We start from the raw sequence: 24,463 nt of genomic DNA on the forward strand, positions 1-24,463 counted from the left end.
CGCGCTGCTGAGCCAACAGCATAGTAAACACCAGCTTATTTTGCCTTGGCGATCTCTGTTTCCAGGACCCGCTCCAGCTCGGTCATGGCGTGTTCGAGGGCACTGGTGCATTCGTCAATCAGGTCGCGTGCCTGCGCCTTATGGCAGGCCTGCTCCAGCGCCTCGCATCGCTGGATCAACAAGGGCGACTGCACGATTCGAGCGGCACCTTTTATCTTGTGTGCTGCTTCGGTAAGTGCCTGCTGGTTCCCGCTCCGGGCGATGTCGAGCAGTACCTGGCGATCCGATCTGTTGCTGTTGAGCAATTCTTCCAACAGGCGCTGGGTGTACAGGGGATTGCCGCCGGTCAGCGCGTGCAGGTTCTGTACATTGAAGACATTGGAGCGACTGATGGGCTTGATGGCCTTCATCCATTGGCTGAGGGCGCTCAGGCTGATCGGTTTGAACAGGCAGTCGTCCATGCCCGCTGCCTGGCAGCGCTGTTTTTCCTCAGGTTGTGCATTGGCGGTGAATCCAAGAATGGCGCAGGGTGTCAATCGGTGTTCGGACTCGTGCTTGCGAATCGCCCCGGCCAGTTCGTAACCGCTCATGACGGGCATGTTGCAATCGGCAATGACCAGATCGAAGTCCCCTTCAAGCCAGGTCTTGAGCCCTTCGGCACCCTCGTGGGCGACTTGGTAGCGATGGCCGAGATATTCCAGTTGTTGCGACATCAGCAAGCGATTGGCCGAATGATCGTCAACCACCAGAACGTTCAGGGCGGCCGTGGCGGTTTCTATCGCCGGTTCAGGAGGTGTGGAAGCCGTTACCGGAGGCAGGAGGGTCAGCTTCAGGCAGACCCGGACCTGGGTGCCGGTGCCCGGCTGGCTGTGCAAATCCAGGCTGCCACCCATCATCCGGCACAGGTTGCGACTGATCACCAACCCCAGCCCGGCACCCTTTCGAGCCATCCGGCCGGCATTGTCGGCTTGGGCAAAGGGTTCGAACAGACGTTGCAGGTCGCTGGGGCTGATACCGATACCGCTGTCGCTGACCAGCAGTTGCATGTGCAGGGTATCGTCCCGGGCGGATCGAGTCAGCCTGACCTCGACCTTTACCCAGCCCTGTTCGGTGAATTTGAGCGCATTGCTGATCAGGTTCGACAGCACCTGTTTGAACCGCAGGGGGTCGACCAGCACATCCGGATTGTCGTCAGATGGTTCGAACTGCAATGACAACGCGAGATTCTTCTGGCGCGCCACGCCTTCGAATACCCGTATGACCGATTGCAGCATCGCCCTGAGATTGACCCGCTCGGGTGCCAGGCTCAGGTGGCCCGATTCGATGCGGGCGATGTCCAGGATGTCGCCTATCAACTCCAGCATGCCGGAGGCCGACTCGTAGGCCACTGCGATTGTCGAGCGATCCACGTGGCCCTTGTCGGCGTGCATCAACGCCAATTCAAGCATTCCGATCACCGCGTTCATGGGGGTGCGGATTTCATGGCTCATGGTTGCCAGGAAGGTGCTCTTGGCCCGGTTTGCGTCATCGGCCCGCTCCTTGGCGGCGCGCAGCTCATCGAAGAGCTGGCGTCGTTCACTGATGTCGATCCAGCCACCGATGATGCCCTGTACCTGCGCGGCGGAGTTTCGGTAAGGCAGGATCCAGTGATAGATCGTCAGTTTCCTGTCCCCGATGAGCAACGGCCGGTCCACGATCAACGCGGTGCCTTCGGCCATGACGCGCTGATAGTCCGCCTGGTACTCCTGTGCTTCGAAGGCATTGCTCACCGGTCCGGACATCACGTCCTTGCCGATGACGTCTTCGCGTTTTACATCGAACACTTCCAGGTAACTGTCGTTGCAGCTTTGCAGAACGCCGTTGCGATCCCTTACGTAGATGGGGTGAGGGGTGCCGTTGACCAACGAGCGCATGAACTCGAGCTGGTCGTTCAACGCCAGTTCGGCCCTTTGCCGTTGGCGGATCTGCCTCTGCATGTAGGCGTTCCAGGCCAATGAGATCAGCAATAGCAGGCCGACGCCCGCAACGACCTGGAAGAACAGGCGGTTATAAGTGCGCCAGGTGTGTTCCGATGCCGAGACATAGCCTCGCCAGCGGTTGTTGATCACGCCCAGTTCCTCGGGGTCGATGCTGGTCAGGGCTTTGTCGAGAATGGTGTTCAACTCGGGCGCGCCCCTGGCTGTGGCCAGGGAAAACAGGGCCTGCTGGGTGCCGACGGTGCTGCTGATTTGCAGGGTGTCCCGGAACGAGTGCGACGAGAGAAAATAATTGGCCATGACCAGGGCATTCACGCTGCCGTCGGCTTGGCCTTGGGCGAGCAGTTCAATGGCGTGCGAAGGGTCGTTGGCTTCGATGATCCTGATGTCTGGATACTGTTTGTGCAACCACTCGATGAGCGGGTTGCCCTTGGTAATCGCCAGAGTCCTGGTCCCGAACTGGTCGAGTGTGGCGGGCGTGTCGGACTGCTTTCGAGTCAGCAGGACTAATGAGCTGTCGAGATAGGGGCGGCTGAATTTCACTTGTTGCTGCCGTTCGCTGCTGGGTACGAGTGCCGCAATCAGATCGGCTTGACCGTTCAGGAGCGCGTTGATCGCGTCGCTGTCGTTGCGCTTGTGCTGAATTTCCAGGCGCAGGCCTGTACGCAGCCGGATCAGTTCCAGCAGATCGGCGCTGATCCCGCGGAAATCGCCGTCCGAATCAAAAAAAGTGAACGGGGCGAACGTTTCGTTCACGGCTACCCGAACCACCGGATGCCCGCTCAGCCAGCGTCGCTCCCGATCGGTCAGTTGTATCCTGTGTTCTGTGAGATAAAGGTCGGCACCTGCACTCCAGCGTTTGGAAATCGCGGCTTGCTCGGCGATCGGGATCTGGTTGAGCGTCGCGTTGATGATCTCCAGCAGTCGGGTGTCGTGACGTCGTAGCGCAAAACCGAATCCGTAGGATTCATGTTTGCCGAAGCTGGCCATGCGAATGTTGCTCAGGTATCCCTTGCTGATCATGTAATGAGTGGAGATGGTATCGCCGAGAAATACATCGGCCTGGCCGAAGGCAACGGCATTTATGGCGTTCTGATAGGACGGGTAGGTGGTGATGCGCGCCTTCGGGTAAAGTTTTTCGATGTCCTGCAATGGCAGGTAGTGATAGACCATACTCAGCCGCAATCCCTCGAGATCCTCGTTCAGGGATCGGTTTTCATTGGTTCGGGTGACGAGAACGGGCTGGTCCACGGCATAAGGAGCCGACAGGACAAGCTCGGGGTCGCGGGCTTCGAAACCGTTCGCGCTACCCAGCAGGTCGATTTGTCCATGCTTGAGCGCGGCAACGGCTGCCTCACGGGACTCGAATCGCAGGACTTTCATCGGCAGGCCGGTTGCGGCGGCGATGAGCCCGGCGTAATCGGCGGTCATGCCTTCGTAGTCGCGTCCGCTGGTAGAGAGATCGAAAGGCGGGTAATCCGGTGCGGAAGTTCCCAGGACCAACGCCTTGCGGCCACGCAACCAGTCACGCTGGGCCTCATCCAGGCTGACCTCGGGATGAGCCGTGGTCGAGCGACCCAGAAGCATGTAGTGCTCGGGCGCATCCGGCGCCGCAGCGAGTAATCCTGCATATAACCCTGCCATCAATAGCAGGAGGCATCCTTTCATGCATCTGAACATCCTGTTTATTCTCACACCAATGCGTTTCGTTTCGCCATTTCAATCAGTTCTACCAGAGACTTGACCTTGAGTTTCTGCATCAACCGCTTCTTATAGGTGCTGACAGTCTTATTGCTTAGAAACATACCTTTGGCTATTTCCTTGTTGGTGCGACCCTGGGCAAAAAGTTGCAGTACCATCAATTCCCGATCATTGACGTTCTTGAAGAGATCCAACTCTATACTGCGCGGGTCGTCAGGGCGCATCGGATTGAGAGCCTGACTGGGAAAATAGTTGTAGCCGGATAATACGGCCTTGATTGCGCTGACAAGTTCGCTGAGGTCTTCCTGTTTACAAACGTAACCGGAGGCTCCGGACTGCATGCACCGGATGCCGAACAGCGTCGGTGACTGTGCCGTGAGCACCAGCGTTTTGAGCGGGGTGGTCATGGCATTGAAGCGCGAGAGGATTTCCAGCCCGTCCAGCTTGGGAATGCTGATGTCCAGGATAACCAGATCCGGCATGCATTCGCGCACCATTTGCATCGCGTCGACGCCATTGTCGGTTTCTCCTACGACTTTATAACCTTCGTGCTCCAGGAGCATGCGAACGGCGAGGCGAATGACCGGATGATCGTCGACAATGAAAACGGAGTTCATGAATAAAGTCCCTTGCGAGCTTAAATAAAGCGCGCACCTTAGCCCAGTTACAGCTGTGGTCGTACGAGGAGACGGGTGTACATATTCAATTTCAGAAGTTTCCTACAAAAAAAGAAGTGGGGTACTACGAGGTAATTAGGTTTTTAGTAGGTAATGGGCATGAGACGGGCGCGTTTTATGAGCGGACCACCCATTAGGACGTTGTATTAGAGCGCCTGCTCTTACGGGTAGGTTGAAAGTATGTTGTCAATACTGTGCAACTTACGTTGCAAATCCGTTGTGGGGGGGCCGGCTTCCGAAGCGAGGCGTCCGTCGCCACGAGGGCAAACGGATCGGACGCCATCAAGAACAGGCTCGCCCCACCGGGGAAATGTCACTGGCGAGTACGACCGGTCATCTCCTGTGCCATTTCGCTGGCGTAGCTGTCGGTCATCCCGGCGATGAAATCGATCATCCGCAGGAACGCAGCATGCAAAGGACCATTGGGGTCGGGTGCATTGTTCCCCAACAGGTCGAGAATGCGACGATTCTTGAACGAGGGTGAGCGGCCCCCATGCTGTTCCAGGGCTGCACCGCAGAAGCCGTTGAGCAGGATTTCGAGTGTGGTGTATGCACCGATTTCATTCAGGGTCTTGCGCTTGTCCTGGAATATCTTCTTGCGTGCCATGTCCTTGGCATTCAACACGCAACGCTTTGCCGGGCCATGCATATGCTCCACCAGATCACCTGCCAGCGTGCCGGCCAGTAACGCTTCCTGTTGCTCGACGAACGCCCGGGCGGCGGCGTTGGTCAGGTGTTCGATGGCCTTGCCCCGCAGGATCGCCAGTTTGCGTCGCCGGGAATCCAGCGGTCCGAGCTGGCGGTAGGTGTCCGGAATATCATCGCCCACCAGGTCCAGGAGCAGCGACTCCACCTGGGAGTAGTCCAGTAGCTCCATTTCCACGCCATCTTCCAGGTCGATCAGTGCGTAGCAAATGTCATCGGCAGCCTCCATCAGGTACACCAGTGGATGCCGTGCCCAGCGCTGATCTTCAAGTTGGGGCAGGCCGAGCTTGTGGGCAATCTGTTCCAGCAATGGCAACTCGCTCTGGTAGCAGCCGAACTTGTGCTTCTTGTAGCCCAGGGAGTCGGCATGGCGGGCGGTCCACGGATATTTCAGGTAGGTGCCAAGGGTGGCGTAGGTCAGTCGGGTGCCTCCATCGAATTGATGGTATTCAAGCTGGGTGAGGACCCGGAACCCCTGGGCGTTGCCTTCGAAATTGAGAAAGTCGCTGCGCTCGGCCTCGCTCATGGCGTCGAGCCAGCCGCGACCTGCTGCCTGCTGGAACCAATAGCGGATAGCGTCTTCGCCGGAATGACCGAAGGGGGGGTTGCCGATATCATGGGCCAGGCAGGCCGATTGCACCACCATCCCCAGATCGCTCGGCTCACACCAGTCGGGCAGGGCGCTGCGGATGGTTTCCCCTACGCGCATCCCCAGGGAGCGACCGACGCAACTGACTTCCAGCGAATGGGTCAGGCGCGTGTGGATGTGGTCGTTGCTGGAAACCGGGTGTACCTGCGTCTTGCGTCCGAGGCGGCGGAAGGCTCCGGAAAAGATAATGCGGTCATGGTCCTTGTGAAAAGGGCTGCGGCCCAGCTCTTCCGGGCTGTGCACAGGTTTTCCGAGGCGTTCGCGAGTCAGCAGGGTATGCCAGTCCAAGGCCGGTTGCTCCGTTGAGGTAGAGGTGCTCTAGTGTCCTGTATCACAAATACTGTGTTTTTTGACGGTGTCTGTTGCCGTCATGCTGCGTTGCCGCTCCTCGCCATAGCGGGCTATGACTCGTCGCTGCGCCTTGCCTGACGACAACAGCCACTCGTCAAAAAAGAACGTATTTGCGAAACAGGACACTAGCTTCCCGGTTCGTGAAGCGTCCCGCAAGCCCGTCAGGGTTTGCGTACGTTGCGGGCAAGTTTGATCAGCGGCACCAGCGTCGTTGCCAGCCGGATCAGGCGAACCAGGCCACTGCTGCGTCCGCTGCGGGTCCGCTTGCCACCGATGAAACCGAGCAAGGACACGGCTGCCATGCCCCAGAGTGGCGCATGCTTGATGCCGAAGCCTTCATGCCAGCTCTGCCCAAGGCCACGCACCCGTTGCAGGGGGTGCAGCAGCTGGCGCGTTTCCTGGCGGATTTCCTGGCGATGCATTTCCATGCGCAGGCGTACCAGCGCTTTGCGCATTTCCTGCCGGGTGCGGGCTTGAGGAATGTCGGGCAGGCTCATGGCAACAGACGCTCCCGGTCGTTGGTCAGTTCTTCGAGTGTGGCATGGAAGGGGGTCGATTCATCGTAGATCGCGGCCCGGAGTCGAAGGCCACAGAACAATGCCGCCAACAGATAGAACAGGCACAGGCCGATGATGCCCGCGAGTCGATAGGTGTCCCATACCAGGATCAGCACCAGGGTCGAGAGGCCTACCAGGAGCAGCAAGGCAAAGACCAGGGCCAGGCCGGCGAACAGCAGCAGGCTGACAGTCCGGGCTTTCTGCTCCTGCAGTTCCATGCCGAACAGTTCGACGTGGCTGTGCAACAGCCCGAGAAACGCCGCGCCCAGGCGGCGGGCTGAAGAAGTTGTGCCCGATTCGGACGCGCCGGAGTCGTTGATATCCATATCAGCGCCGTGTCGCCAGCAGGCCGATCAGAAAGCCCACGCCAGCAGCGATGCCAACGGACTGCCAGGGATTGGCTTGTACGTATTGCTCGGTGGCGATGACCGCAGCCTGGCCACGTTCACGCATGGAGTCTTCGGTCAGTTTGAGGGTGTCGCGGGCGCGCAGCAGCGTTTCGTGGATCTGGCTGCGCAGCTCATCGGCCTGGTCGCCCGCCAGCGTCGCGGTATGGTCCAGCAGCCGTTCGGTGTCGCTGACCAGCGTCTGAAAGTCTTCCATCAGGATTTCTTGAGCAGTCTTTGCCTGGGGTCTGGCCATGGGTGAATCTCCGTAAATGACGTCTGAAGCGTTCGAGTATGAGCCTTGTCGGAAGGTTCAGTGAAAGTGCCTGGTACAACTTTTGCTCGGTTTTGGCCCAAGGTTCTGCCATGTACTGGTGCGTTGCCCGCGCCGCTGCGCTGAAGCTGGGCGCAGCCCGTAAAACCTTAACCCAAATAATCAAAACCCGCGAAGCACCTCGCAACGGAACATCGCCTCGCCATTTTTCAACGCACCAAAGCGGTTCGTCAGCCTCTGACTGGCAGGCGAGCGGTTTCAACTTGGTGCGCTGACAAGTCGAGCGAACCGCTTTGGTGCTTCTTTCAATTTTTTTCAGGTCTGCCAACACCATGGAAAATATGCAAAGCGCCGTGGACAGTCTGGTCCACAGCTCCAACACCCTGTTCATCCTGCTAGGTGCGGTCATGGTCCTGGCCATGCATGCCGGCTTTGCGTTCCTGGAAGTTGGAACCGTCCGGCTGAAAAACCAGGTCAACGCACTGTCGAAAATCCTCAGCGATTTTGCCGTCTCGACCCTGGCCTATTTCTTCATAGGCTACTGGATTTCCTACGGCGTGACGTTCCTGCAACCGGCCGCCGTGTTGAGCACCGATCACGGCTACAGCCTGGTGAAGTTCTTTTTCCTGCTGACATTTGCCGCCGCCATTCCGGCAATCATCTCCGGCGGTATCGCCGAACGTGCCCGCTTCGCACCGCAGCTGTGCGCCACGGTGTTGATCGTGGCCTTCGTGTATCCCTTCTTCGAAGGTGTGGTCTGGAATGGCAATTTCGGCCTGCAAGCCTGGTTGCAGGGCCGCTTCGGTGCCGGTTTCCATGACTTTGCCGGTTCCGTGGTGGTGCATGCCATGGGCGGCTGGCTGGCGCTGGCGGCGGTGCTGCTGCTCGGTCCTCGTAACGGCCGTTACCGGGAGGGGCGCCTGGTGGCGTTCGCGCCGTCGAGCATTCCATTCCTGGCCTTGGGTTCGTGGATCCTGATTGTCGGCTGGTTCGGTTTCAACGTGATGAGCGCCCAGACCCTGCCAGGGGTGAGCGGATTGGTGGCGGTCAATTCGTTGATGGCCATGGTCGGTGGTACCGTGGCGGCATTGATCGTTGGGCGCAACGACCCCGGCTTCCTGCACAACGGTCCGCTGGCCGGGCTGGTGGCGGTCTGTGCCGGTTCCGATCTGATGCATCCGGTAGGCGCGCTGGCGACCGGGGCCATTGCGGGCGCCTTGTTTGTCTGGTGCTTCACCGCGGCCCAGGGCAAGTGGAAGATCGACGATGTACTCGGTGTCTGGCCTTTGCATGGGTTGTGCGGCGTCTGGGGTGGCATTGCCTGTGGCATTTTTGGCCAGGACTTCCTGGGTGGTCTGGGTGGCGTCAGCCTGGTCAGCCAACTGCTCGGTACTGCACTGGGCGTCGTTATCGCACTGGCCGGCGGGTTCGCGGTCTACGGCGTGATCAAGGCGCTGCTTGGGCTGCGCCTGACCCAGGAGCAAGAGTATTACGGCGCTGACTTGTCGATTCACAAGATCGGTGCGGTCAGCCAGGACTGAGTCGTCATGTTTCCTTGTCCTGATTGCCGGGATAAAAACCGTGCAGCAGTCGGTAGCGATCGTGACGGACCTGATCCACATGCTGTCGGACCCGCTGTTCCGGCAGCCCAAGCATGATCAGGGCGTGGGAGGCCAGCATCAGGCTCGACTCCAGCAATTCCGGGACCACTTCGTCGGCCCCGGCGGCCTGCAATTCGGCCAGTTGGCTGTCGTCGCGAGTGCGTACCAGGATCGGTACCTGCGGGTTGACCCGCCGGGCTGCCCTGAGCACGGTCAGGGCGATGTCCGTCTTGTCGACCGCGATCACCAGCAATCGGGCGCGGCTCAGCCCCACGGCAGCCAGCAGGTCTCCTCGTCTCGAATCTCCGTAATGCACGCTGCTTTCCCCGACGGTGGCTTCCTGGATGATGACCGGGTCATCATCCAGGGCAACGAAAGCCTGGCCTTCCCGGCGCAGAAATCGTCCGATGGACTGGCCGACGCGTCCGTACCCACAAATGACGACGTGATCCGAGAGGCCTGCGTTCAGCGCGTTGATCTGGTCCAGTTGCGCCTCTTCGTTGGGCTTGCGGTGCAGGCGGGCGGCGATGTTCGGCGCGGCTCGTAGCAAGAGTGGTGTGAGCAGCATCGAACAGAACGTCGCTGCCAGCAGCAGGCCACCGATGTCGGCGGGCATGAGGCGGTTCTGTTGCATCAGCGCCATCAGGGCGAAACAGAACTCGCCGCCCTGGGCCAGGGCCAGGCCGCTGCGCCAGGCGGTCTCAACGTCGCTGCCGCGCCATTTCACCAGGACGACAACCACGCTGCCCTTGATGAGCATCAATCCCAGGGTCAGCCCAAGTATCAACAAGCCGTCATCGACGAACAGCCGCAGATCGATCAGCATGCCGATGCTGACGAAGAACAACCCCAGCAGAATGTCGCGGAACGGACGGATATCGGCTTCGATCTGGTGCCGGTAATGACTTTCCCCCAGCAGCATGCCCGCCAGAAAGGCCCCCAGGGCCGGCGAGAGACCAAGCAGGTGGGTCAGCCATGCCGTCAGCAACACAATCACCAAGGCCAGCAGCACGAACAGCTCAGCGGAGCGGGACGCGGCGACTTCATGGAACAGGCGTGGCAGCAGCAGGCGGCTGGCCAGCAGCAAGCCGCCGAACAGGACCAGGGTCTTGCCCAACGTCAGGGGCAAGGCCCAATACCACGCCTGTGAACTGCTGCCAGCGAACACCGGCACCAGGGTCAGCAACAGCACCGCGACAACATCCTGGAACAGCAGCACGCCGATGGCGTTCTGGCCATGGCTGCTGAAGATTTCCCCAAGGCTGGTCAACTCCTTGCTGACGATGGCCGTCGACGACAACGCCAGCCCGGCGCCGAGCAGCAACGCGGCCAATACCGGCGCGCCGCAGAGCGTCAGCAACACACCCAGAAGCGCTCCCGAACACAGCACCTGGAGGCTGCCGAGGCCGAACACCACACGGCGCAGCTCGAGCATCCTGGACAGGGAGAATTCCAGCCCCAACGAAAACAACAGGAACACCACACCGAGCTCGGCCAGGTCCGGTAATTCATCGCTGTCATTCACCCAATCCAGGGCGGTGGGGCCTATGGCCAACCCGACGCACAGGTAGCCCAGCACCGGCGGCAGGCGCAGTCGTCGGAACAGTGCGATGACCACCAATGACGAGGCGAGAATGATCAGCAGGTTGGCAAACAAGGGACACTCCGTTTCAAGGTCTGGTACACAGCGTAGAAGGGGAAAGCTGATCAGGGTTGTCGAAAAGGCATTTGTGTTCAGTGATTTGCATCAGCATTTTGCAGACGCGGGACGCCCGGCTCGACGGTTTTCGAGGGCGCGCCTAGAATGACCGTCTATCTTTTGTGGGTCTACCTGCCATGCCTCCTGAATGCCAACTGTTCGGTACCCTCGGTTGTCATCTTTGCGAAGTCGCCGAAGACGTACTGATGCCTTTCGTCGAACACGGCTTGCTGGTGGAACTGGTGGATATCGCAGAGAACGAGAAGTTGTTCGAAACCTATGGGCTGCGTATCCCGGTGCTGCGCAGGGTCGACACCGGTGAAGAACTTGATTGGCCGTTCAATGATTCCGATCGGATTGCCGCCTTTCTCAGCTGACACCGTTCCGTCCATCGTGTCCTTACGTCGCCATTGGCGAAAATGCTGTTCTTCGGTTACTGTATGCCCATACAGCTATCTGGAGTGCACCCCTTGGTCAATGTCGAACAATTGAAGAACAGCGTGAACAGAATGTCCGTGGACGTTGTTCGCGAGGCCGTCATGGAGCTGCGCCTGGACGGACTGGTGACCGAAGGCAAGACACCCTTCAACAAACTGCATTTCAACACCTGTTTCGCTGAGATCGAAGCGCTGTTCCAGCGTGCCGGCTATCACAAGCAACTGGATGTGGTGGGTTACCAGGGCCTGTTGTATGCGTTGTACGACCCGGGTCGCTGGGAGGCGGTAGAAGTGTTGCGCTGGTTGAAGGAGTTCACCGAGGCCGCAGCCAGTCCCGCCTCGCTTCCGGCGTGAGGTAATCATTGCTGGGCTGGCCTGTGCGACTGTCGGATAATGTTCCCCCGCAAAATGTTCAAGAGTGTTCGATGTCCGGTTCATCGTTTTCTGCTGCACACCATCAGGCCAGCACTTTGTACCTGCCCCCCGGTTCCTGGCAGACCGTGCTGGAATGCCTGTGCGAGCATTTCAGCGCCATCAGTCGCGAACAGTGGCTGGACCGGATTGCCCGGGGGAGGGTGCTGAACGCAGAGGGCAAGGCGATCCCTGTCGATTTGCCCTACCGTGAAGGCCTGCGCATTCATTACTTTCGCGAAGTGCCCGACGAGAAGCCGATTCCGGTCGTGGAGTCGATCCTGTACGCGGACGAGCATCTGGTGGTGGCGGACAAACCGCATTTCCTGCCGGTCACCCCGGCGGGGGAATATGTCGAGCAAACCTTGCTGCGACGCTTGATCCGGCGGTTGGACAATCCTCACCTGGTGCCCTTGCACCGGATCGACCGGCATACGGCCGGGCTGGTGCTGTTTTCGGCCAATCCCCACAGCCGATCGGCTTACCAGTCATTGTTCCCGACGCGAAAGATCGAGAAACGCTACCAGGCCATTGCCCGTGCGTTGCCCCAGCTGACCTTTCCACGGGTGCATAGAAGCCGGATGATCGATGGCGAACCGTTTTTCCGGATGCAAGAAGGACCGGGCGAACCGAATACCGAAACGGCCATCGAGGTGCTGGAAAAGAACGGCGAGTTATGGCGCTATGGCCTGTCTCCGGTGACCGGGAAGAAGCATCAGTTGCGGGTCCATATGAATGCCCTGGGGGCGGCCATCTGCAACGACCCGTTCTACCCTGACGTGCTCAGGGATGTGGAGGATGATTACGCCAACCCTCTTAAACTGCTGGCCCAGGGACTACGTTTCAGCGATCCGGTCACGGGCGAGGAGCGCGTATTCGAAAGTGGTATTGCGCTCCAGTGGTAGCTACGGCTTTCGAGCAGGCATCAAAAAGCCCGCAATGTTGTTGCATTGCGGGCTTTTTTATATCGGGTTGCGACGTCAGAGCTTACAGATCTTTAACGGTGCGAACCTGATCCTTGTTCACGCGGGTATGCTTGCCGTCCAGTTGTTCGAACTCGTAGAAGCCGGTGTCTTCATCATACTGGGGGGTGTCGACGGCCTGGATTTCGCGACCGTCATTCAAGGTAATCACTGTAGGCGATGCGCACCCGGCAAGAGTGGCGAGGCCCAGTGCGAGCATGAAAGTGGCGAGGGTCCGTTGTGTCATGGTGTTTCTCCGAAATGAATTCTTCAGGTTACTGACCTTCAGACGTATACATTGCACGCAAGTTCCTGGCTAGGGGCCTGTACGGTTAATTCGAGTAAACGAATTAGCCACACAGGCCACTAGTGCCTTTATGTCGCGTCAGCAGTTCCGGTGTATTCAGGTTCGCCAGCCGGGGATCGTCGGCCGGGCATTGCAGCGCAACGGCGTGCAGCGTGCGCATGATGCGGCCGGGGCTGCGTTCGCCTTCGCTCCAGGCCTTATCGAACGCCGCTGTCAGGGCCAGTGGGATGACGCACAACAGCGGTTCCCAATGTTCGCCGTGGCGTACCATCAGCGGCACATGGGGATGCTGGCTGGCCATTGCGCGCATGCTGTCGAGAAGATTGGAATCGATCTGCGGTACATCGCACGGCAGCACCAGCAAATACGGGTGCCTTGCGGCCTTGAGGCCGGCCCGGATACCTGCCAGGGGGCCGGGGTAATCACCTTCATCGTCATGCACCAAACGATCGGCATACAGCGCATAGCGGTCAGGGTTGCGGTTGCAGGAGATGATCAGGTCATCGCTCAATGCGCGGGTCTTGCGATGAAGGTGGGCGATCAACGGTTCGCCCTGCCATTCCACCAGACCCTTGTCCTGCCCACCCATGCGTTGTCCGCGGCCACCGGCCAGCAGCAGGATGGAGCAAGGTGGTAGCGCAGTGTTCGAGGTCATGGGTGTGTCTCCGCACAGGCGAAAAAATCAAGCGCTGTGATATAACACCGGGCTGTTCTCCCTACAACTGGACGAGCCTATGAAAGCCAAGGCTGATGTACCTTTCGTGCCGCTCAATATCGCGGTGCTGACAGTCAGTGATACCCGTACCCTGGAAACCGATACGTCCGGGCAGGTCTTCGTCGATCGACTCGGCGCGGCCGGGCATAACCTGGCGGCGCGGGTGCTGCTCAAAGATGATCTGTACAAGATTCGGGCCCAGGTGGCGACCTGGATTGCCGATGAGGTGGTCCAGGTGGTACTGATCACCGGTGGCACCGGCTTTACCGGCCGTGACAGCACGCCAGAAGCGGTCGCGTGCCTGCTGGATAAGCAGGTCGACGGTTTTGGTGAGTTGTTCCGGCAGATTTCCGTGGCCGACATCGGTACCTCCACCGTTCAGTCCCGAGCGCTGGCGGGGCTGGCCAACGGCACGCTGGTGTGCTGTTTGCCGGGATCTACCAACGCCGTGCGCACCGGCTGGGACGGGATTCTCGCGGAACAGCTGGATGCGCGGCATCGCCCGTGTAACTTCGTGGCCCATCTGAAACAGGCGGCTCCTTGTGAATCCCGTGGGTAAACCTGGCAAGACCGGCGCCTTGATGGCTGTCGAGGTTGCATTGGAGCGCCTGCTGGCAATGGCGGCGACCACACCGGTGACCCAGCGTGAGCGGCTGCCGCTGGCCGAGGCGCAAGGGCGGGTGTTGGCGCAGGATCTGGTGTCGACCCTGGATCTGCCGCCGTGGCCCAACAGCGCCATGGACGGTTATGCGCTGTGGCGGGCTGACTGGAAAGGTGAACCGATGGTGGTCAGCCAGCGGATTTTCGCCGGGCAAGCTCCGCAACCGCTGGCCGCTGGGACCTGCGCGCGGATCTTTACCGGGGCACCTGTTCCCGCTGGAGCCGACTGCGTGGAAATGCAGGAAAACGTCCTGGTTGAAAGCGACCAGCGAGTACGGTTTACCGAGCCCTTGGCCAGTGGACAGAACATCCGTCCTCAAGGGCAGGAAACCACTGCTGGCGAACAGGTGCTGGCTGCCGGTACTCGCTTGGGACCGATCGAGCTGGGCCTGGCCGCTTCCCTGGGTTGTGCATCCCTGGACGTGATACGCAAGGTCCGGGTTGCGGTCCTGTCCACCGGTGATGAACTGGTCGAGCCCGGCCAGCCACTGGGCCCTGGCCAGATCTATAACAGCAACCGGGTACTGCTCTGTGGCTGGTTGCAGCGCCTGGGCTGTGAAGTGGTCGACGCAGGTATCCTGCCGGACGACTTGCCCACCACCCGGACCCGCTTGGGCCAGCTGTCGGATGTTGATCTGATCCTGTCCACTGGTGGTGTATCGGTCGGGGAGGCTGATTTCCTGGGCGTCGTGCTGCGCGAGGAAGGTGAGCTGACACTCTGGAAGCTCGCCATCAAACCCGGGAAGCCGCTAACGGTTGGGCACTTGCGCGGCGTGCCGGTCATAGGCTTACCTGGAAACCCCGCCTCGACACTGGTGACGTTTGCGTTGCTGGCCAGGCCTTACCTGCTGCGGCGCCAAGGCGTTCAGTCTGTGGCGCCGCTCAGGTTCAAGGTGCCGGCTGGGTTCGTCTGGGCCAAAGCCGGCAGTCGGCGAGAATATCTGCGAGGCCGCATGGACAGCGGCCGGGCAATTATCTACCGGAATCAGAGCTCTGGGGTGCTGCGCAGTGCGGCCTGGGCTGAAGGTCTGGTCGAAGTGCTCGAGGGGCAGACGTTGGTCGAGGGCGACGAAGTGAGTTTCATCCCCTTGAGCGAGCTCCTGGACTAGTGGCCTGTCTCGCAAATACCTTTTTTTGACGACAGCTTTCGTGGTAACCGACGTCATCAGAGACAAACGGTATTTGTGAGGCGGAACACCACCTCTGCAGGCGGTGTACTCCCTGTTCAAATCGATGGTTGCCTCCATCGCTTTTATCGCGACAGCAGCATCACCAGTTGATCGAAGCGGCTGTTCGCGACCCAGCCCAGGAGGCCGACGATCACCGCCGCTGCACCGGCCGAATAGGCCAGTCTGTGACGGATCACCTTCACATCGGTACGGATTTCATCCATGTCTCGACGGATGTATTTAAGGTGGGTTTCCAGTTCAACGACGCGCGGTTCCAAATCAATTCCTCCAACGGGATTACTGCAACTTTTGCATTCGTTCTGAGCATCGGTCCGCTCGCCCCCGATAGGTGCGAATTGACGAGGCGACAGTTTGTATTCATGGCTATGCATGGGACGCTTCATCCCTTTGGCCACAACTGTTCGAACCACTGATCCGTCCCTTGCGGGCCGTGACGTATCCATCCATGGGTTAGCACATCCTTGTGTAATGAGTGTTTTTATCGGTCCAGCACAACAGAATGCCAAGGTGTCTCAATACGGTTGGAGGGTCAATTGAGCTGATTCGCCAAGTCTTGTAAGAAAACTCTTTGAGTGCAGAGGCATCGTTCCAGTGGGCCGACTGGCCATCCATCCGGGGGGCTTTCTCAATTAAAATTGACGCGGCGAGGGCTTTTTCAGCCGAATGCGCGGTCCCATTCCTGGAACCTTCCAATGACGGAGATAAGGGATGAGCAAGGGCAAGGCGCTATTGATTTTGCATGGCAAGCAAGCGCTCAACGAAGAGGTTCGCGCCGCTGTGATGCTCAGGCGCAAGCAGGGCTGGGACCTGGCGGTACGGGTGACCTGGGAGGCGGGCGATGCCCGGCGGTGCGTCGAAGAGGCGCTGGAGGCCGGTTATACGCGGCTGATCGCCGGCGGCGGTGACGGAACCTTGCGAGATATCGCCGAAGCGATGGCCCTCAGCGCCAGCGATGCCAGCCTGGTGCTGCTGCCCCTGGGGACTGCCAATGATTTTGCCAGGGCGGTCGGGGTCCCGCTGGAACCGGATCGAGCCCTGGATCTGCTGGACCTTGAACCGCAACCCATCGATCTGGGGGAGGTCGGTGGACGGATTTTCCTCAACATGGCCACGGGCGGTTTCGGCAGCCAGGTGACGGCGAATACTTCCGAAGACCTTAAAAAGGTGTTGGGAGGCGCTGCTTACCTGTTTACCGGACTCACGCGCTTCAGTGAATTGAGCGCGGCCTATGGTGAATTGCAGGGGCCGGGATTCAGCTGGCAGGGCGATCTGCTGGCGTTGGGCATCGGTAATGGTCGGCAGGCCGGAGGAGGCCATGAGTTGTGTCCGCAGGCATTGGTCGATGACGGATTGCTGGACATCAGTATCCTGCCGGCGCCCCAGGAAGTGGTCGGCACGCTGAAAGACTTGCTGGCCGGTGGCCTGGGTATCGACAACATGTTCGTGCGTGCACGCTTGCCATGGGTGGAGATCAAGGTGGCCCAGGGTCTGGATATCAATCTGGATGGCGAGCCCTTGCAGGTCGACAGCCTGCGGTTCACGGTGCGTCCGAAAGCGCTGCGAGTACACCTGCCACCTGATTCGCCCTTGCTGGTTGCCTCTCCGGCGCTCAATCGTCCAGGCTGATGATTTGCTCGCGCACGGCGAAAAGTACCAGCCCGGCCACGTCATGGATCTGCAGGCGCTTCATGATCTGGGCCCGGTGGGTTTCTACGGTCTTGATGCTCAGGCTCAGGCCATTGGCAATTTCGCGAGTGGATTTGCCCCGCACGATCAGTCGCAGTATTTCCAGCTGGCGTGCCGTCAGATTGTGGGTCTGGACAGGGGAGGGTTGATGTTTCTGCTGGGTGCGGGTCAAGGCCTGGTTGATCACTGTATGAGCGATGGCTGGGCTCAGGTAGTGTTCATCGTTACGTAGTGCGTTCAGGGCGTGCTCCAGCTCGGTGGCCGTCGTGTCCTTGAGCAGATACCCATGGGCACCGGACTCAAGCGCCTGCATGATCAGCGCCGGGTCGGTGTGCATCGACAGGATCAGTACCTTGCTGCGTGGCCGTACCTGCTTGAGTTCGCGCAGGGCGTCCAGGCCGCTGGTGTTCTTCATGGTGATGTCCAGCAACACGATATCGGGGTCCAGTCGTTCGACCAAGGCCCGCAGTTGTGCACCGTCACTGGCTTCACCGATGACGGCATAGCCGGGCAGATCCGTTATCAGTGCGCGCACGCCGGCGCGGATCAGTGAGTGGTCATCTACCAGGAGCAAATTACAAGTCAATGGAGAACCTTATTCTTGTTGGCCCGTGCCAGGGCGCGAGGAGCCCAGGGGAAACGGGCTTCGATATGCGTGCCCTTGCCAGCTTCACTGATGACTTTCAATGTGCCGCCCAACTGCTCGACTCGCTCTGACATGCCGGCCATGCCGCGTTGACCTTCGCGAGCGGGATGGGGCGCCGGGACGAACCCATGACCGTCATCGTGGATCAGCAGCAACAGGCCTTCGGGCAGGCGTTGCAGGCGCACCAGCAGATTGTGCGCTTGAGCATGGCGCAGGACGTTGGTGACCGCTTCCTGGGTGATTCGAAAGGCGGCGACCGTCATTTCCTCCGGGATACCCGTCATGCGCTGCTGGCAGTCGAGGCTCCATTTAACCGGGGTGTTGGCCAATGTCTTGAGCAAGTGCGCGCGCAGGCTGGCTTCAAGTCCGAGGCTGGTCAACTGCCGGGGGTTGAGAATGGCCGATACGTCGCGGACTTTGTCGAGGGTCTCATCCAGGGTTTCGCAGAGGATCGAGCACTGCGCTTGCAATTCGTCCGGCAGCCGGCGCTTGAGCCATTCGCTCTGCAGTTTCGCTGCCGTCAGTAGCTGGCCGATGTCGTCATGCAATTCGCGACTGAGCCGATGGCGTTCGTTTTCCTGGACTTCGAGCAGCCGCTCGGCCAACTCCTGAGGTTGCAGCTTGATGGATTTTCGCGACGACTGGTACTGGATCAAGACACAGACCAGGGCCGCGATATCCAACACCAGCAAGGCCAATGGCAATGTCTGGGCAAACAGATAGATCAGCAGGCAGCCAAGGGTCGAGCAGACGCACAGAAATAGTGTGAACCGGCGGGCGTTTTCTTGGGAGGGTGGCCAGGTGATGAATGAATTGAGGCTGGCGTGCATGACGGATGGAGCCACTGAATGTTCGCTGCGGGCGAGCCGGTCAGCACAGGGGACGGCCCGGGTCGGTAAATGGTTCAGGTCGAGGCTGGCTTCAGATTGATGGCATTTCCTGCTGCTGTTTCGAAGCGCCCGACGCGAGACATAGTACCACTTCATCCATGGTTGGTCGCGCTCGGCATGGCGGTGTGAAAGCGCCGTGGAGCAGACGCGTCGAGCTGCGCCGGCATCATTGGTATCACGCTTGTTTCTGGGAATAGGAAAGCAGGCTCAGGGGACGTGCCGCAGGCAATACCTCGCAGGGGCTCTGGCCCACCTGGAGCGCAAAGGCTTCGATCAACGAGGCCTGTTCGCTGTTGTCCAGGCTGAGCTGGCCGGTAGTGGGGTCGACGAGTTCAAGTTGCCATGCCATCAGCGTGAAGCAGTCCTTCAACGCCTCCAGGGCCTGATCATGCAATTCCATGTGGTTTTGCGCGTGGCTGAGCAAGCCATGGATATGCAGCGAAAACTCCGAAACGGCTTCCAGTGCCAAGGCGTTTGCCTTGTTTGCCAATTTCAGCAGGGAGCTGAGCATGCAATCGATCGCATCCTTGTCGTTACTGATCAATTGCAGGTGGCTCAGGCATTCCTCCGACTTGGCCAAAAGGGTCTCGGCCTCGGTCAGGAATTCTGGAAAGCGCTGGATCCAGTTCTTACGATCGTTCGGCATGCTTATCTCCACAACATCATGTCAGGCGAAAGGAAACCGCTTGTGGCGAGCGACGGGACCGGTCGGCAACGAGCGGACTTGCGTCGTTGCACCCTTGGCTGGGGTCCTGCGGTCGCGCACAAAGGCCTGACTCCGTTCAGCAATGAGAATGGCGTCACATTAATGGCTATTGGATATCGGGAATATCAGGTTAGACCTGATTGTGCCTAGGGGAATCCCTTAGGCAGGGGAACCTTTTACGCAAAACGAAGTCGCGCAGCGGGTGAATAAAGCGGGATGAGAAGGTGAGGGCAGTAAAACATGATGTTAAGGTGATATCAATCCTCTACGCAGCTATTTCAGGTCAGGGTCAAGATCCGCGTTGGGCGGCCGATAGCTGTTCTATTGGATTCATCCGAATAATCCCCAGGAGTCATCGATGGCCAGCATTCTCGACACAGTAGATCAACGAACCCAGCTGGTGGGTGAGAATCGCCTGGAAATTCTCATGTTTCGCCTGGCGGGCCGGCAATTGTTCGCCATTAACGTGTTTAAGGTCCAGGAAGTGTTGCAACTGCCCAAGTTGACCCTGATGCCGCAGCGCCATCCATTTGTCTGTGGCGTGGTCAACCTGCGGGGCCAGACGTTGCCGGTGATCGACCTGTCCCAGGCTATCGGCATGCGTCCATTGGTGCCGGGGGCCAACAGCACCATTATTGTGACCGAATACAATCGTTCGGTTCAGGCGTTCCTGGTGGGAGGCGTGGACCGCATCGTCAACATGAACTGGGAAGCGATCATGCCCCCACCGGGCAGCGCCGGCCGTGAGCACTACCTGACCGCCATCAGCAAGGTGGACGATCAGTTGGTGGAAATCATCGACGTGGAAAAAGTCCTGGCTGAAATCGTGCCCTACAACGCCAAGGTTTCCCGGGACAAGCTCGAGGACCCGGTACTGGAACGTGCCCGTGGGCGCGAAGTGCTGTTGGTGGACGACTCCAAAGTCGCGCTCTCGCAACTGCGCGACACCCTCGGGCAGTTGGGCATAAAGATGCACGTTGCCGGCGACGGCTTGAAGGCCCTGAACATGCTCAAGGCCTGGGCCGATAGCGGCGAGGTGATGACCGACAAATTGTTGATGGTCTTCACTGACGCGGAAATGCCGGAAATGGACGGCTACCGCCTCACGACTGAAATCCGCAACGACCCACGGTTGCGTGGGCTCTACGTGGTACTGCACACCTCGTTGTCCGGCAGCTTCAACGACTCGATGGTCAAGAAGGTCGGCTGCGACAACTTCCTCTCCAAATTCCAGCCGGACAAACTGGTCGATGTGGTGCGCCAGCGACTGATGCTCGACTGAAGCTGATCATGGTTTGCTTCGATGGCCGGCTCGTATATGGTGGCGTTTTTTCAGCACCGGGAGCTGGCCATGTTGCGTCTGAGCGCGCTGTATCGTTATCCGTTGAAATCCGGCAAGGGCCAGTCTCTGCAAGGGACTGGCCTGGACAAGCTCGGCCTGGACGGTGACCGGCGCTGGATGCTGGTGGATGAGGGCACCGGGCGATTCCTGACTCAACGGGCCGTGGCGAAGATGAGCCAGCTCTCGGCATTGTGGAACGAAACGGGTGGCTTGACCCTCAGTGCGCCGGGCTACGACAGCATTGATGTGCCGCTACCATCGGCCCGGGAAGAACAGCGCCGCGGGGTGATCATTTGGCGCGATACCCTGCGTGTTCCGGATGCCGGTGACGAGGCGGCGGCCTGGGTCAGCGAATTCATCGGCAACGCCACCCGCCTGGTGCATGTGCCGGTAGAGTTGGCACGCACCACGGCGGCTGGTTATGGCAAGGATGACGACAAGGTTGCCTTCGCTGACGGATTCCCGTTGTTGCTGATCGGCCAGGCCTCGCTGCAGGATCTGTCGAATCGGGTCGGTCGCCCGCTGGAGATGTTGCGTTTTCGACCCAACCTGGTGATCGAAGGCAGCCAGGCGTTTGCCGAGGATGGGTGGAAGCGAATCCGCATCGGCGATGTGGAATTGCGGATAGTCAAACCCTGCTCGCGTTGCATCATGACCACGGTAGACCCACAGACCGGCGAACGCGATCCGGGCCGTGAGCCTTTCGCCACCTTGCAGCAGTATCGTTCGACACCGGATGGCCCGATGTTCGGTCAGAATCTGGTCAATGACAGTAATGGCCGGCTTGAAGTCGGCATGCCGGTTGAAGTGCTCGAATAAAGCTTGCGCGGCGCCTGTGGCGAAGAGATGAATCCCCTCGCCACAGCTGTTCGCGACTCAGCTGCGGTATTCACACAGGTAGGCCGTGTCGACCGCGACCTTGAGTTGGAACTTGCTGTCGGCAGGTACATTGAAGCGGCTGCCAGCCGCGAAGGTTTCCCATTCGGTGCTGCCGGGCAGTTTCACGGTCAGGGCACCGGATACGACGTGCATGATTTCCCGCTGGGCCGTGCCGAATTCGTATTCACCCGGAGCCATGACGCCGATGGTCGCAGGGCCTTCGGCCGTACCGAAAGCGATCGACTTGACGGTGCCGTCGAAGTACTCGTTGACTTTGAACATGGGCGATTCCTCGAAAAAAGGGCTGAAAAAGGCCGGCCAGTATGCACAAGGCTTCAACACTCGTCATCTGCGCGGGGGCAGTTCAATCCGCCAGCACCAGGGGCAATAACCTTGCCGTGTTGCGCGCATCTTCCAGGGCGCGGTGCTGTTGACCGGAAAATTGCAGGCCGGCCAGTTGCAACGCCCCGTTAAGCCCCAGCGGCCGTTCGAGTCGACGGGTCTTGGCGAAGCGTTGCTTGAGGTTCATGTGGGGCACGCGGGCGAGAACACTGTCTAACTGATGTTGATGCCATTCCTGGAGCAACTGCTTGCGGTCATAGTCGCCCCAACTGACCCATCCTCCCAGGTTCGCGTGGTAGGGCGCCAGCCAGCGTTCGAACGCTGGCCAGACCTCGGAGATGGTCGCTGCGCTGTCGATATTGGCTTGGGTAATGTGCGTCAGCTCGCGGCAGAAGGGCGTGAGCAGCGGTCGTCGCAGGGGCCGCACGAAACGCTGGAAGTGATCCAGCTCACGCCCGTCACGGTTCACCAGCGTGGCGCCAATCTCGATAATTTCCATTTCGGCTACCGGCCAGCCACCTTCATCGGTGGTGGCCTCCAGATCAATCACCAGCCATTGAGGCATCACGAGGTTCCCGGTATTGGCGTGCAGATGGTTTTGAGCGTAGTCAAATGCGCTACATTCGCCTAGTGTCCTGTTTCGCAAAAAAGAACAGTATTTGTGATACAGGACACTAGTGTCCTGTACGGTTGATTCGTGCACTCAACTTCTGTCCGAGCGCTTGCCTGGCTGGTCCGCCCAGCTTAAATTGCCGGCGCCAATGACGACTGCAGGAGAGAATGGGTGGACGAGCGAAAAGCCCTGGCGGTGATGCATGAACTGGTTGGCCTAGGACAATTGACCGACCCGGACAGTGCTCGCGGCAAACTGCTCCAGACCGCCGCCCACCTGTTTCGCAACAAGGGCTTCGAACGCACTACGGTGCGCGACCTGGCGAGCGCCGTGGGCATTCAATCCGGCAGTATTTTCCACCACTTCAAAAGCAAGGACGAGATCCTGCGGGCAGTGATGGAAGAAACCATCCGCTACAACACCGCCTTGATGCGTGCGGCACTGGCCGAGGCGCGCGGCGTGCGTGAGCGAGTACTCGCGCTGATCCGCTGCGAGTTGCAGTCGATCATGGGCGGCACCGGCGAGGCGATGGCGGTATTGGTCTATGAGTGGCGCTCGCTATCCCTGGACGGGCAACGGCAGGTGCTGGCCTTGCGGGATATTTATGAAGACTTGTGGCTCGAGGTATTGGGTCAGGCCAAGGATGCCGGGTATATTCGCGGGGACGTGTTCATTACCCGGCGTTTTCTCACGGGCGCGTTGTCCTGGACCACCACCTGGTTTCGCGCCGAAGGCTGCCTGAGCCTCGATCAACTGGCCGAGCAAGCGTTGATACTGGTGCTTGAAGAAAAACAATAGTGAAGCGGCCCGTTAAGTGGCCGCGGAGCTGGCTAAGTGGCTGAAACCGCCTAGCTTGAATATATGGATTGACTTTTGGGGAGTGGTGCCTTGACGTTTTCGCCGAAGGGGATGATCCCGCGTGCTTTGCTGGCTGCACTGGCTGTTTTCCTGGTGGTGCCAGCCTCGGCGGCGCAACTGGTCAGGATCGGGGCCGCGCATTTTCCTCCCTATACCGTGCGCCCTGAAAACGGCGCCGACACCGGCCTGTTGCCGCAGTTGGTCGAAGCCCTGAATCACTCCCAGACCGACTATCAATTCGAGCTGGTACCGACATCTATTCCACGCCGTTTCAACGATTTCAAGCAAGGCCGGGTCGATATGGCGATCTTCGAGAACCCCGACTGGGGCTGGAAAGATGTGCCTCATACCGCAGTGGACATGGGGTTGGAAGATGCGGAAGTTTTCGTTACCCAACGTCAGCCGGATCGCCAGCAGAGTTACTTCAGCGACCTCAGGGGAAAGCGCCTGGCGTTGTTCAGCGGCTATCACTATGCCTTTGCCGAGTTCAACGCCGACCCCAAGTTCCTGATGGGCCAGTACAACGCTACGCTGACGTACTCCCACGACAGTAATCTGCTGATGGTCTTGCGCGGGCGGGCGGACATCGCCCTGGTGACCCGTTCATACCTGAACGACTACATACTGCGCAACCCTGAGGTAGGGCCGCAGCTGCTGGTGTCCGAACGTATCGACCAGGTTTACCACCACTATGCCCTGATCCGGCCGCAGGCGCCGATTACCAGTGAAACGTTTGGACAATTGCTGCAGAAACTACGGGATAACGGCCAACTGCTGGCGATTTTCAAACCTTACCAGATTGAACTGGTGCCGCCGCACGCTCATTGACCGCAGGCCCAGGGTTTCCTTGTCCACTTCCCGCACAGCCCATCAGGCCGGCGAATCGGAGCGATAAGCCGAGCAGCATTTTTCAGGCTGGTTGAAGAAGACTTCACCGGGTCCAAACGCGCCGATTTTCTGGAAAGTGTCATTGACCGCATCCATCAAGCCGAACTGTTCCTGGGTCTGCGTGTGACTGCACGCGGCCAGCAGCGCTTCAAAAAAGAGCAGTTTTGCTTTGGCCCTTTGCCCGGATGCCCGGTCTGTGTTGATGGCTTTCGGCTTCAGGAGGTCAATCTGTTCTTGAGCGAAAGCTTCAAGCTCGACTTGGGTCATGGCTGTTACTCCACCGACTGTTGTGAAATCTCACGCTATCGCCGGCAAGCGGCTCGGTCTACTGTCAGACCTGACAGGTACCTGTCCC

At 59.4% G+C, this 24,463-nt stretch carries 27 protein-coding genes; 11 read left to right on the forward strand and 16 right to left on the reverse strand.

The features are described from left to right. Positions 1-35 precede the first annotated feature (35 nt). From FBX99_RS13970 to FBX99_RS13995, 6 genes are all read right to left on the reverse strand, one after another. On the reverse strand, positions 36-3,644 hold the full coding sequence (locus tag FBX99_RS13970) for a transporter substrate-binding domain-containing protein (RefSeq protein WP_371921413.1): 3,609 nt from the start codon (positions 3,642-3,644) through the stop codon (positions 36-38). A gap of 23 nt (positions 3,645-3,667) precedes the next feature. Further along, positions 3,668-4,294 carry a response regulator transcription factor gene (locus FBX99_RS13975; protein WP_041020693.1) on the reverse strand — a complete coding sequence of 209 codons (627 nt, stop codon included), beginning with the start codon at positions 4,292-4,294 and terminating at the stop codon, positions 3,668-3,670. 373 nt (positions 4,295-4,667) lie between these two features. Next, positions 4,668-5,996 (reverse strand): deoxyguanosinetriphosphate triphosphohydrolase, encoded by a 1,329-nt coding sequence (locus FBX99_RS13980; protein ID WP_144927348.1) that lies wholly within the window; start codon positions 5,994-5,996, stop codon positions 4,668-4,670. Positions 5,997-6,220: 224 nt separating this feature from the next. Continuing rightward, positions 6,221-6,556, reverse strand: a complete 336-nt coding sequence (locus FBX99_RS13985) for a hypothetical protein (protein ID WP_144927351.1) — start codon at positions 6,554-6,556, stop codon at positions 6,221-6,223. Then, on the reverse strand, positions 6,553-6,942 hold the full coding sequence (locus tag FBX99_RS13990; protein WP_047701522.1) for a phage holin family protein: 390 nt from the start codon (positions 6,940-6,942) through the stop codon (positions 6,553-6,555). Before FBX99_RS13990 ends, FBX99_RS13985 begins: the two co-directional genes overlap by 4 nt. Position 6,943: 1 nt before the next feature. Next, on the reverse strand, positions 6,944-7,258 hold the full coding sequence (locus tag FBX99_RS13995; RefSeq protein WP_144927354.1) for a YqjD family protein: 315 nt from the start codon (positions 7,256-7,258) through the stop codon (positions 6,944-6,946). 350 nt (positions 7,259-7,608) lie between these two features. Here FBX99_RS13995 and FBX99_RS14000 point away from each other — a divergent pair, with 350 nt between their 5' ends. Next, positions 7,609-8,817 carry an ammonium transporter gene (locus FBX99_RS14000; RefSeq protein WP_144927357.1) on the forward strand — a complete coding sequence of 403 codons (1,209 nt, stop codon included), beginning with the start codon at positions 7,609-7,611 and terminating at the stop codon, positions 8,815-8,817. Between the two features lie 4 nt (positions 8,818-8,821). Here FBX99_RS14000 and FBX99_RS14005 read toward each other — a convergent pair whose 3' ends face one another. After that, complete coding sequence (locus FBX99_RS14005; RefSeq protein WP_144927361.1) at positions 8,822-10,534, reverse strand: monovalent cation:proton antiporter-2 (CPA2) family protein; 1,713 nt, start codon at positions 10,532-10,534, stop codon at positions 8,822-8,824. A 179-nt stretch (positions 10,535-10,713) separates the two neighbouring features. Here FBX99_RS14005 and FBX99_RS14010 point away from each other — a divergent pair, with 179 nt between their 5' ends. From FBX99_RS14010 to FBX99_RS14020, 3 genes are all read left to right on the forward strand, one after another. After that, positions 10,714-10,953, forward strand: coding sequence for a glutaredoxin family protein (locus tag FBX99_RS14010; protein ID WP_144927364.1), 240 nt, complete (start codon positions 10,714-10,716; stop codon positions 10,951-10,953). Positions 10,954-11,046: 93 nt separating this feature from the next. Continuing rightward, positions 11,047-11,367 carry a transcriptional regulator gene (locus tag FBX99_RS14015; RefSeq protein ID WP_144927367.1) on the forward strand — a complete coding sequence of 107 codons (321 nt, stop codon included), beginning with the start codon at positions 11,047-11,049 and terminating at the stop codon, positions 11,365-11,367. Positions 11,368-11,438: 71 nt separating this feature from the next. Then, positions 11,439-12,329 carry a pseudouridine synthase gene (locus tag FBX99_RS14020; protein ID WP_145131818.1) on the forward strand — a complete coding sequence of 297 codons (891 nt, stop codon included), beginning with the start codon at positions 11,439-11,441 and terminating at the stop codon, positions 12,327-12,329. Between the two features lie 82 nt (positions 12,330-12,411). Here FBX99_RS14020 and FBX99_RS14025 read toward each other — a convergent pair whose 3' ends face one another. Continuing rightward, positions 12,412-12,633: a YgdI/YgdR family lipoprotein gene (locus tag FBX99_RS14025; protein ID WP_024776721.1), complete on the reverse strand. Its 222-nt coding sequence runs from the start codon at positions 12,631-12,633 to the stop codon at positions 12,412-12,414. Between the two features lie 103 nt (positions 12,634-12,736). Beyond that, entirely contained in the window at positions 12,737-13,348 is a 612-nt protein-coding gene (gene mobA / locus FBX99_RS14030; protein ID WP_144927373.1) for a molybdenum cofactor guanylyltransferase MobA, read from the reverse strand. A 79-nt stretch (positions 13,349-13,427) separates the two neighbouring features. On the opposite strand from mobA, the gene moaB reads away from it, so the two are divergent. Then, entirely contained in the window at positions 13,428-13,967 is a 540-nt protein-coding gene (gene moaB, locus FBX99_RS14035) for a molybdenum cofactor biosynthesis protein B (protein WP_047701515.1), read from the forward strand. A 22-nt stretch (positions 13,968-13,989) separates the two neighbouring features. Beyond that, positions 13,990-15,177: a gephyrin-like molybdotransferase Glp gene (glp, locus tag FBX99_RS14040; RefSeq protein WP_178111939.1), complete on the forward strand. Its 1,188-nt coding sequence runs from the start codon at positions 13,990-13,992 to the stop codon at positions 15,175-15,177. Between the two features lie 143 nt (positions 15,178-15,320). Here the strand turns inward: glp and FBX99_RS29175 are convergent, their stop codons facing one another. Further along, positions 15,321-15,629: a hypothetical protein gene (locus tag FBX99_RS29175; RefSeq protein WP_256662484.1), complete on the reverse strand. Its 309-nt coding sequence runs from the start codon at positions 15,627-15,629 to the stop codon at positions 15,321-15,323. A gap of 337 nt (positions 15,630-15,966) precedes the next feature. Between FBX99_RS29175 and yegS the strand changes: the two genes are divergently transcribed. Continuing rightward, the gene (yegS, locus tag FBX99_RS14050) at positions 15,967-16,884 is read left to right on the forward strand and encodes a lipid kinase YegS (protein WP_144927381.1); all 918 of its coding nucleotides are present in this window, start codon (positions 15,967-15,969) and stop codon (positions 16,882-16,884) included. On the opposite strand, the gene FBX99_RS14055 is transcribed toward yegS, so the two are convergent. The 3 genes from FBX99_RS14055 to FBX99_RS14065 form a co-directional block, all read right to left on the reverse strand. Beyond that, positions 16,868-17,530, reverse strand: a complete 663-nt coding sequence (locus FBX99_RS14055; protein WP_144927384.1) for a response regulator transcription factor — start codon at positions 17,528-17,530, stop codon at positions 16,868-16,870. The genes yegS and FBX99_RS14055 overlap by 17 nt on opposite strands. Then, positions 17,527-18,420: a sensor histidine kinase gene (locus FBX99_RS14060; protein WP_144927466.1), complete on the reverse strand. Its 894-nt coding sequence runs from the start codon at positions 18,418-18,420 to the stop codon at positions 17,527-17,529. The genes FBX99_RS14055 and FBX99_RS14060 overlap by 4 nt, the downstream gene beginning before the upstream one ends. Positions 18,421-18,655: 235 nt before the next feature. Beyond that, positions 18,656-19,126: a hypothetical protein gene (locus FBX99_RS14065; protein ID WP_145131822.1), complete on the reverse strand. Its 471-nt coding sequence runs from the start codon at positions 19,124-19,126 to the stop codon at positions 18,656-18,658. Between the two features lie 418 nt (positions 19,127-19,544). Here FBX99_RS14065 and FBX99_RS14070 point away from each other — a divergent pair, with 418 nt between their 5' ends. Then, a complete protein-coding gene (locus FBX99_RS14070; protein WP_144927390.1) occupies positions 19,545-20,468 on the forward strand; it encodes a chemotaxis protein CheV in 924 nt (307 codons plus the stop codon). Positions 20,469-20,537: 69 nt separating this feature from the next. Beyond that, positions 20,538-21,347, forward strand: a complete 810-nt coding sequence (locus tag FBX99_RS14075; protein WP_144927394.1) for an MOSC domain-containing protein — start codon at positions 20,538-20,540, stop codon at positions 21,345-21,347. A gap of 57 nt (positions 21,348-21,404) precedes the next feature. On the opposite strand, the gene FBX99_RS14080 is transcribed toward FBX99_RS14075, so the two are convergent. Both FBX99_RS14080 and FBX99_RS14085 read right to left on the reverse strand, forming a co-directional pair. After that, positions 21,405-21,689 carry a pyrimidine/purine nucleoside phosphorylase gene (locus tag FBX99_RS14080; protein ID WP_144927397.1) on the reverse strand — a complete coding sequence of 95 codons (285 nt, stop codon included), beginning with the start codon at positions 21,687-21,689 and terminating at the stop codon, positions 21,405-21,407. An 82-nt stretch (positions 21,690-21,771) separates the two neighbouring features. Further along, positions 21,772-22,314, reverse strand: coding sequence for an exonuclease domain-containing protein (locus FBX99_RS14085; RefSeq protein WP_144927400.1), 543 nt, complete (start codon positions 22,312-22,314; stop codon positions 21,772-21,774). Positions 22,315-22,533: 219 nt separating this feature from the next. Here FBX99_RS14085 and FBX99_RS14090 point away from each other — a divergent pair, with 219 nt between their 5' ends. Continuing rightward, complete coding sequence (locus tag FBX99_RS14090; protein WP_144927403.1) at positions 22,534-23,160, forward strand: TetR/AcrR family transcriptional regulator; 627 nt, start codon at positions 22,534-22,536, stop codon at positions 23,158-23,160. 111 nt (positions 23,161-23,271) lie between these two features. Next, positions 23,272-24,048, forward strand: a complete 777-nt coding sequence (locus FBX99_RS14095) for an ABC transporter substrate-binding protein (RefSeq protein WP_145131850.1) — start codon at positions 23,272-23,274, stop codon at positions 24,046-24,048. A gap of 42 nt (positions 24,049-24,090) precedes the next feature. On the opposite strand, the gene FBX99_RS14100 is transcribed toward FBX99_RS14095, so the two are convergent. Next, complete coding sequence (locus FBX99_RS14100) at positions 24,091-24,375, reverse strand: hypothetical protein (RefSeq protein ID WP_145131824.1); 285 nt, start codon at positions 24,373-24,375, stop codon at positions 24,091-24,093. Positions 24,376-24,463: the final 88 nt, after the last annotated feature.

This window comes from Pseudomonas sp. SJZ074, from assembly GCF_007828215.1.
Classification (GTDB): domain Bacteria; phylum Pseudomonadota; class Gammaproteobacteria; order Pseudomonadales; family Pseudomonadaceae; genus Aquipseudomonas.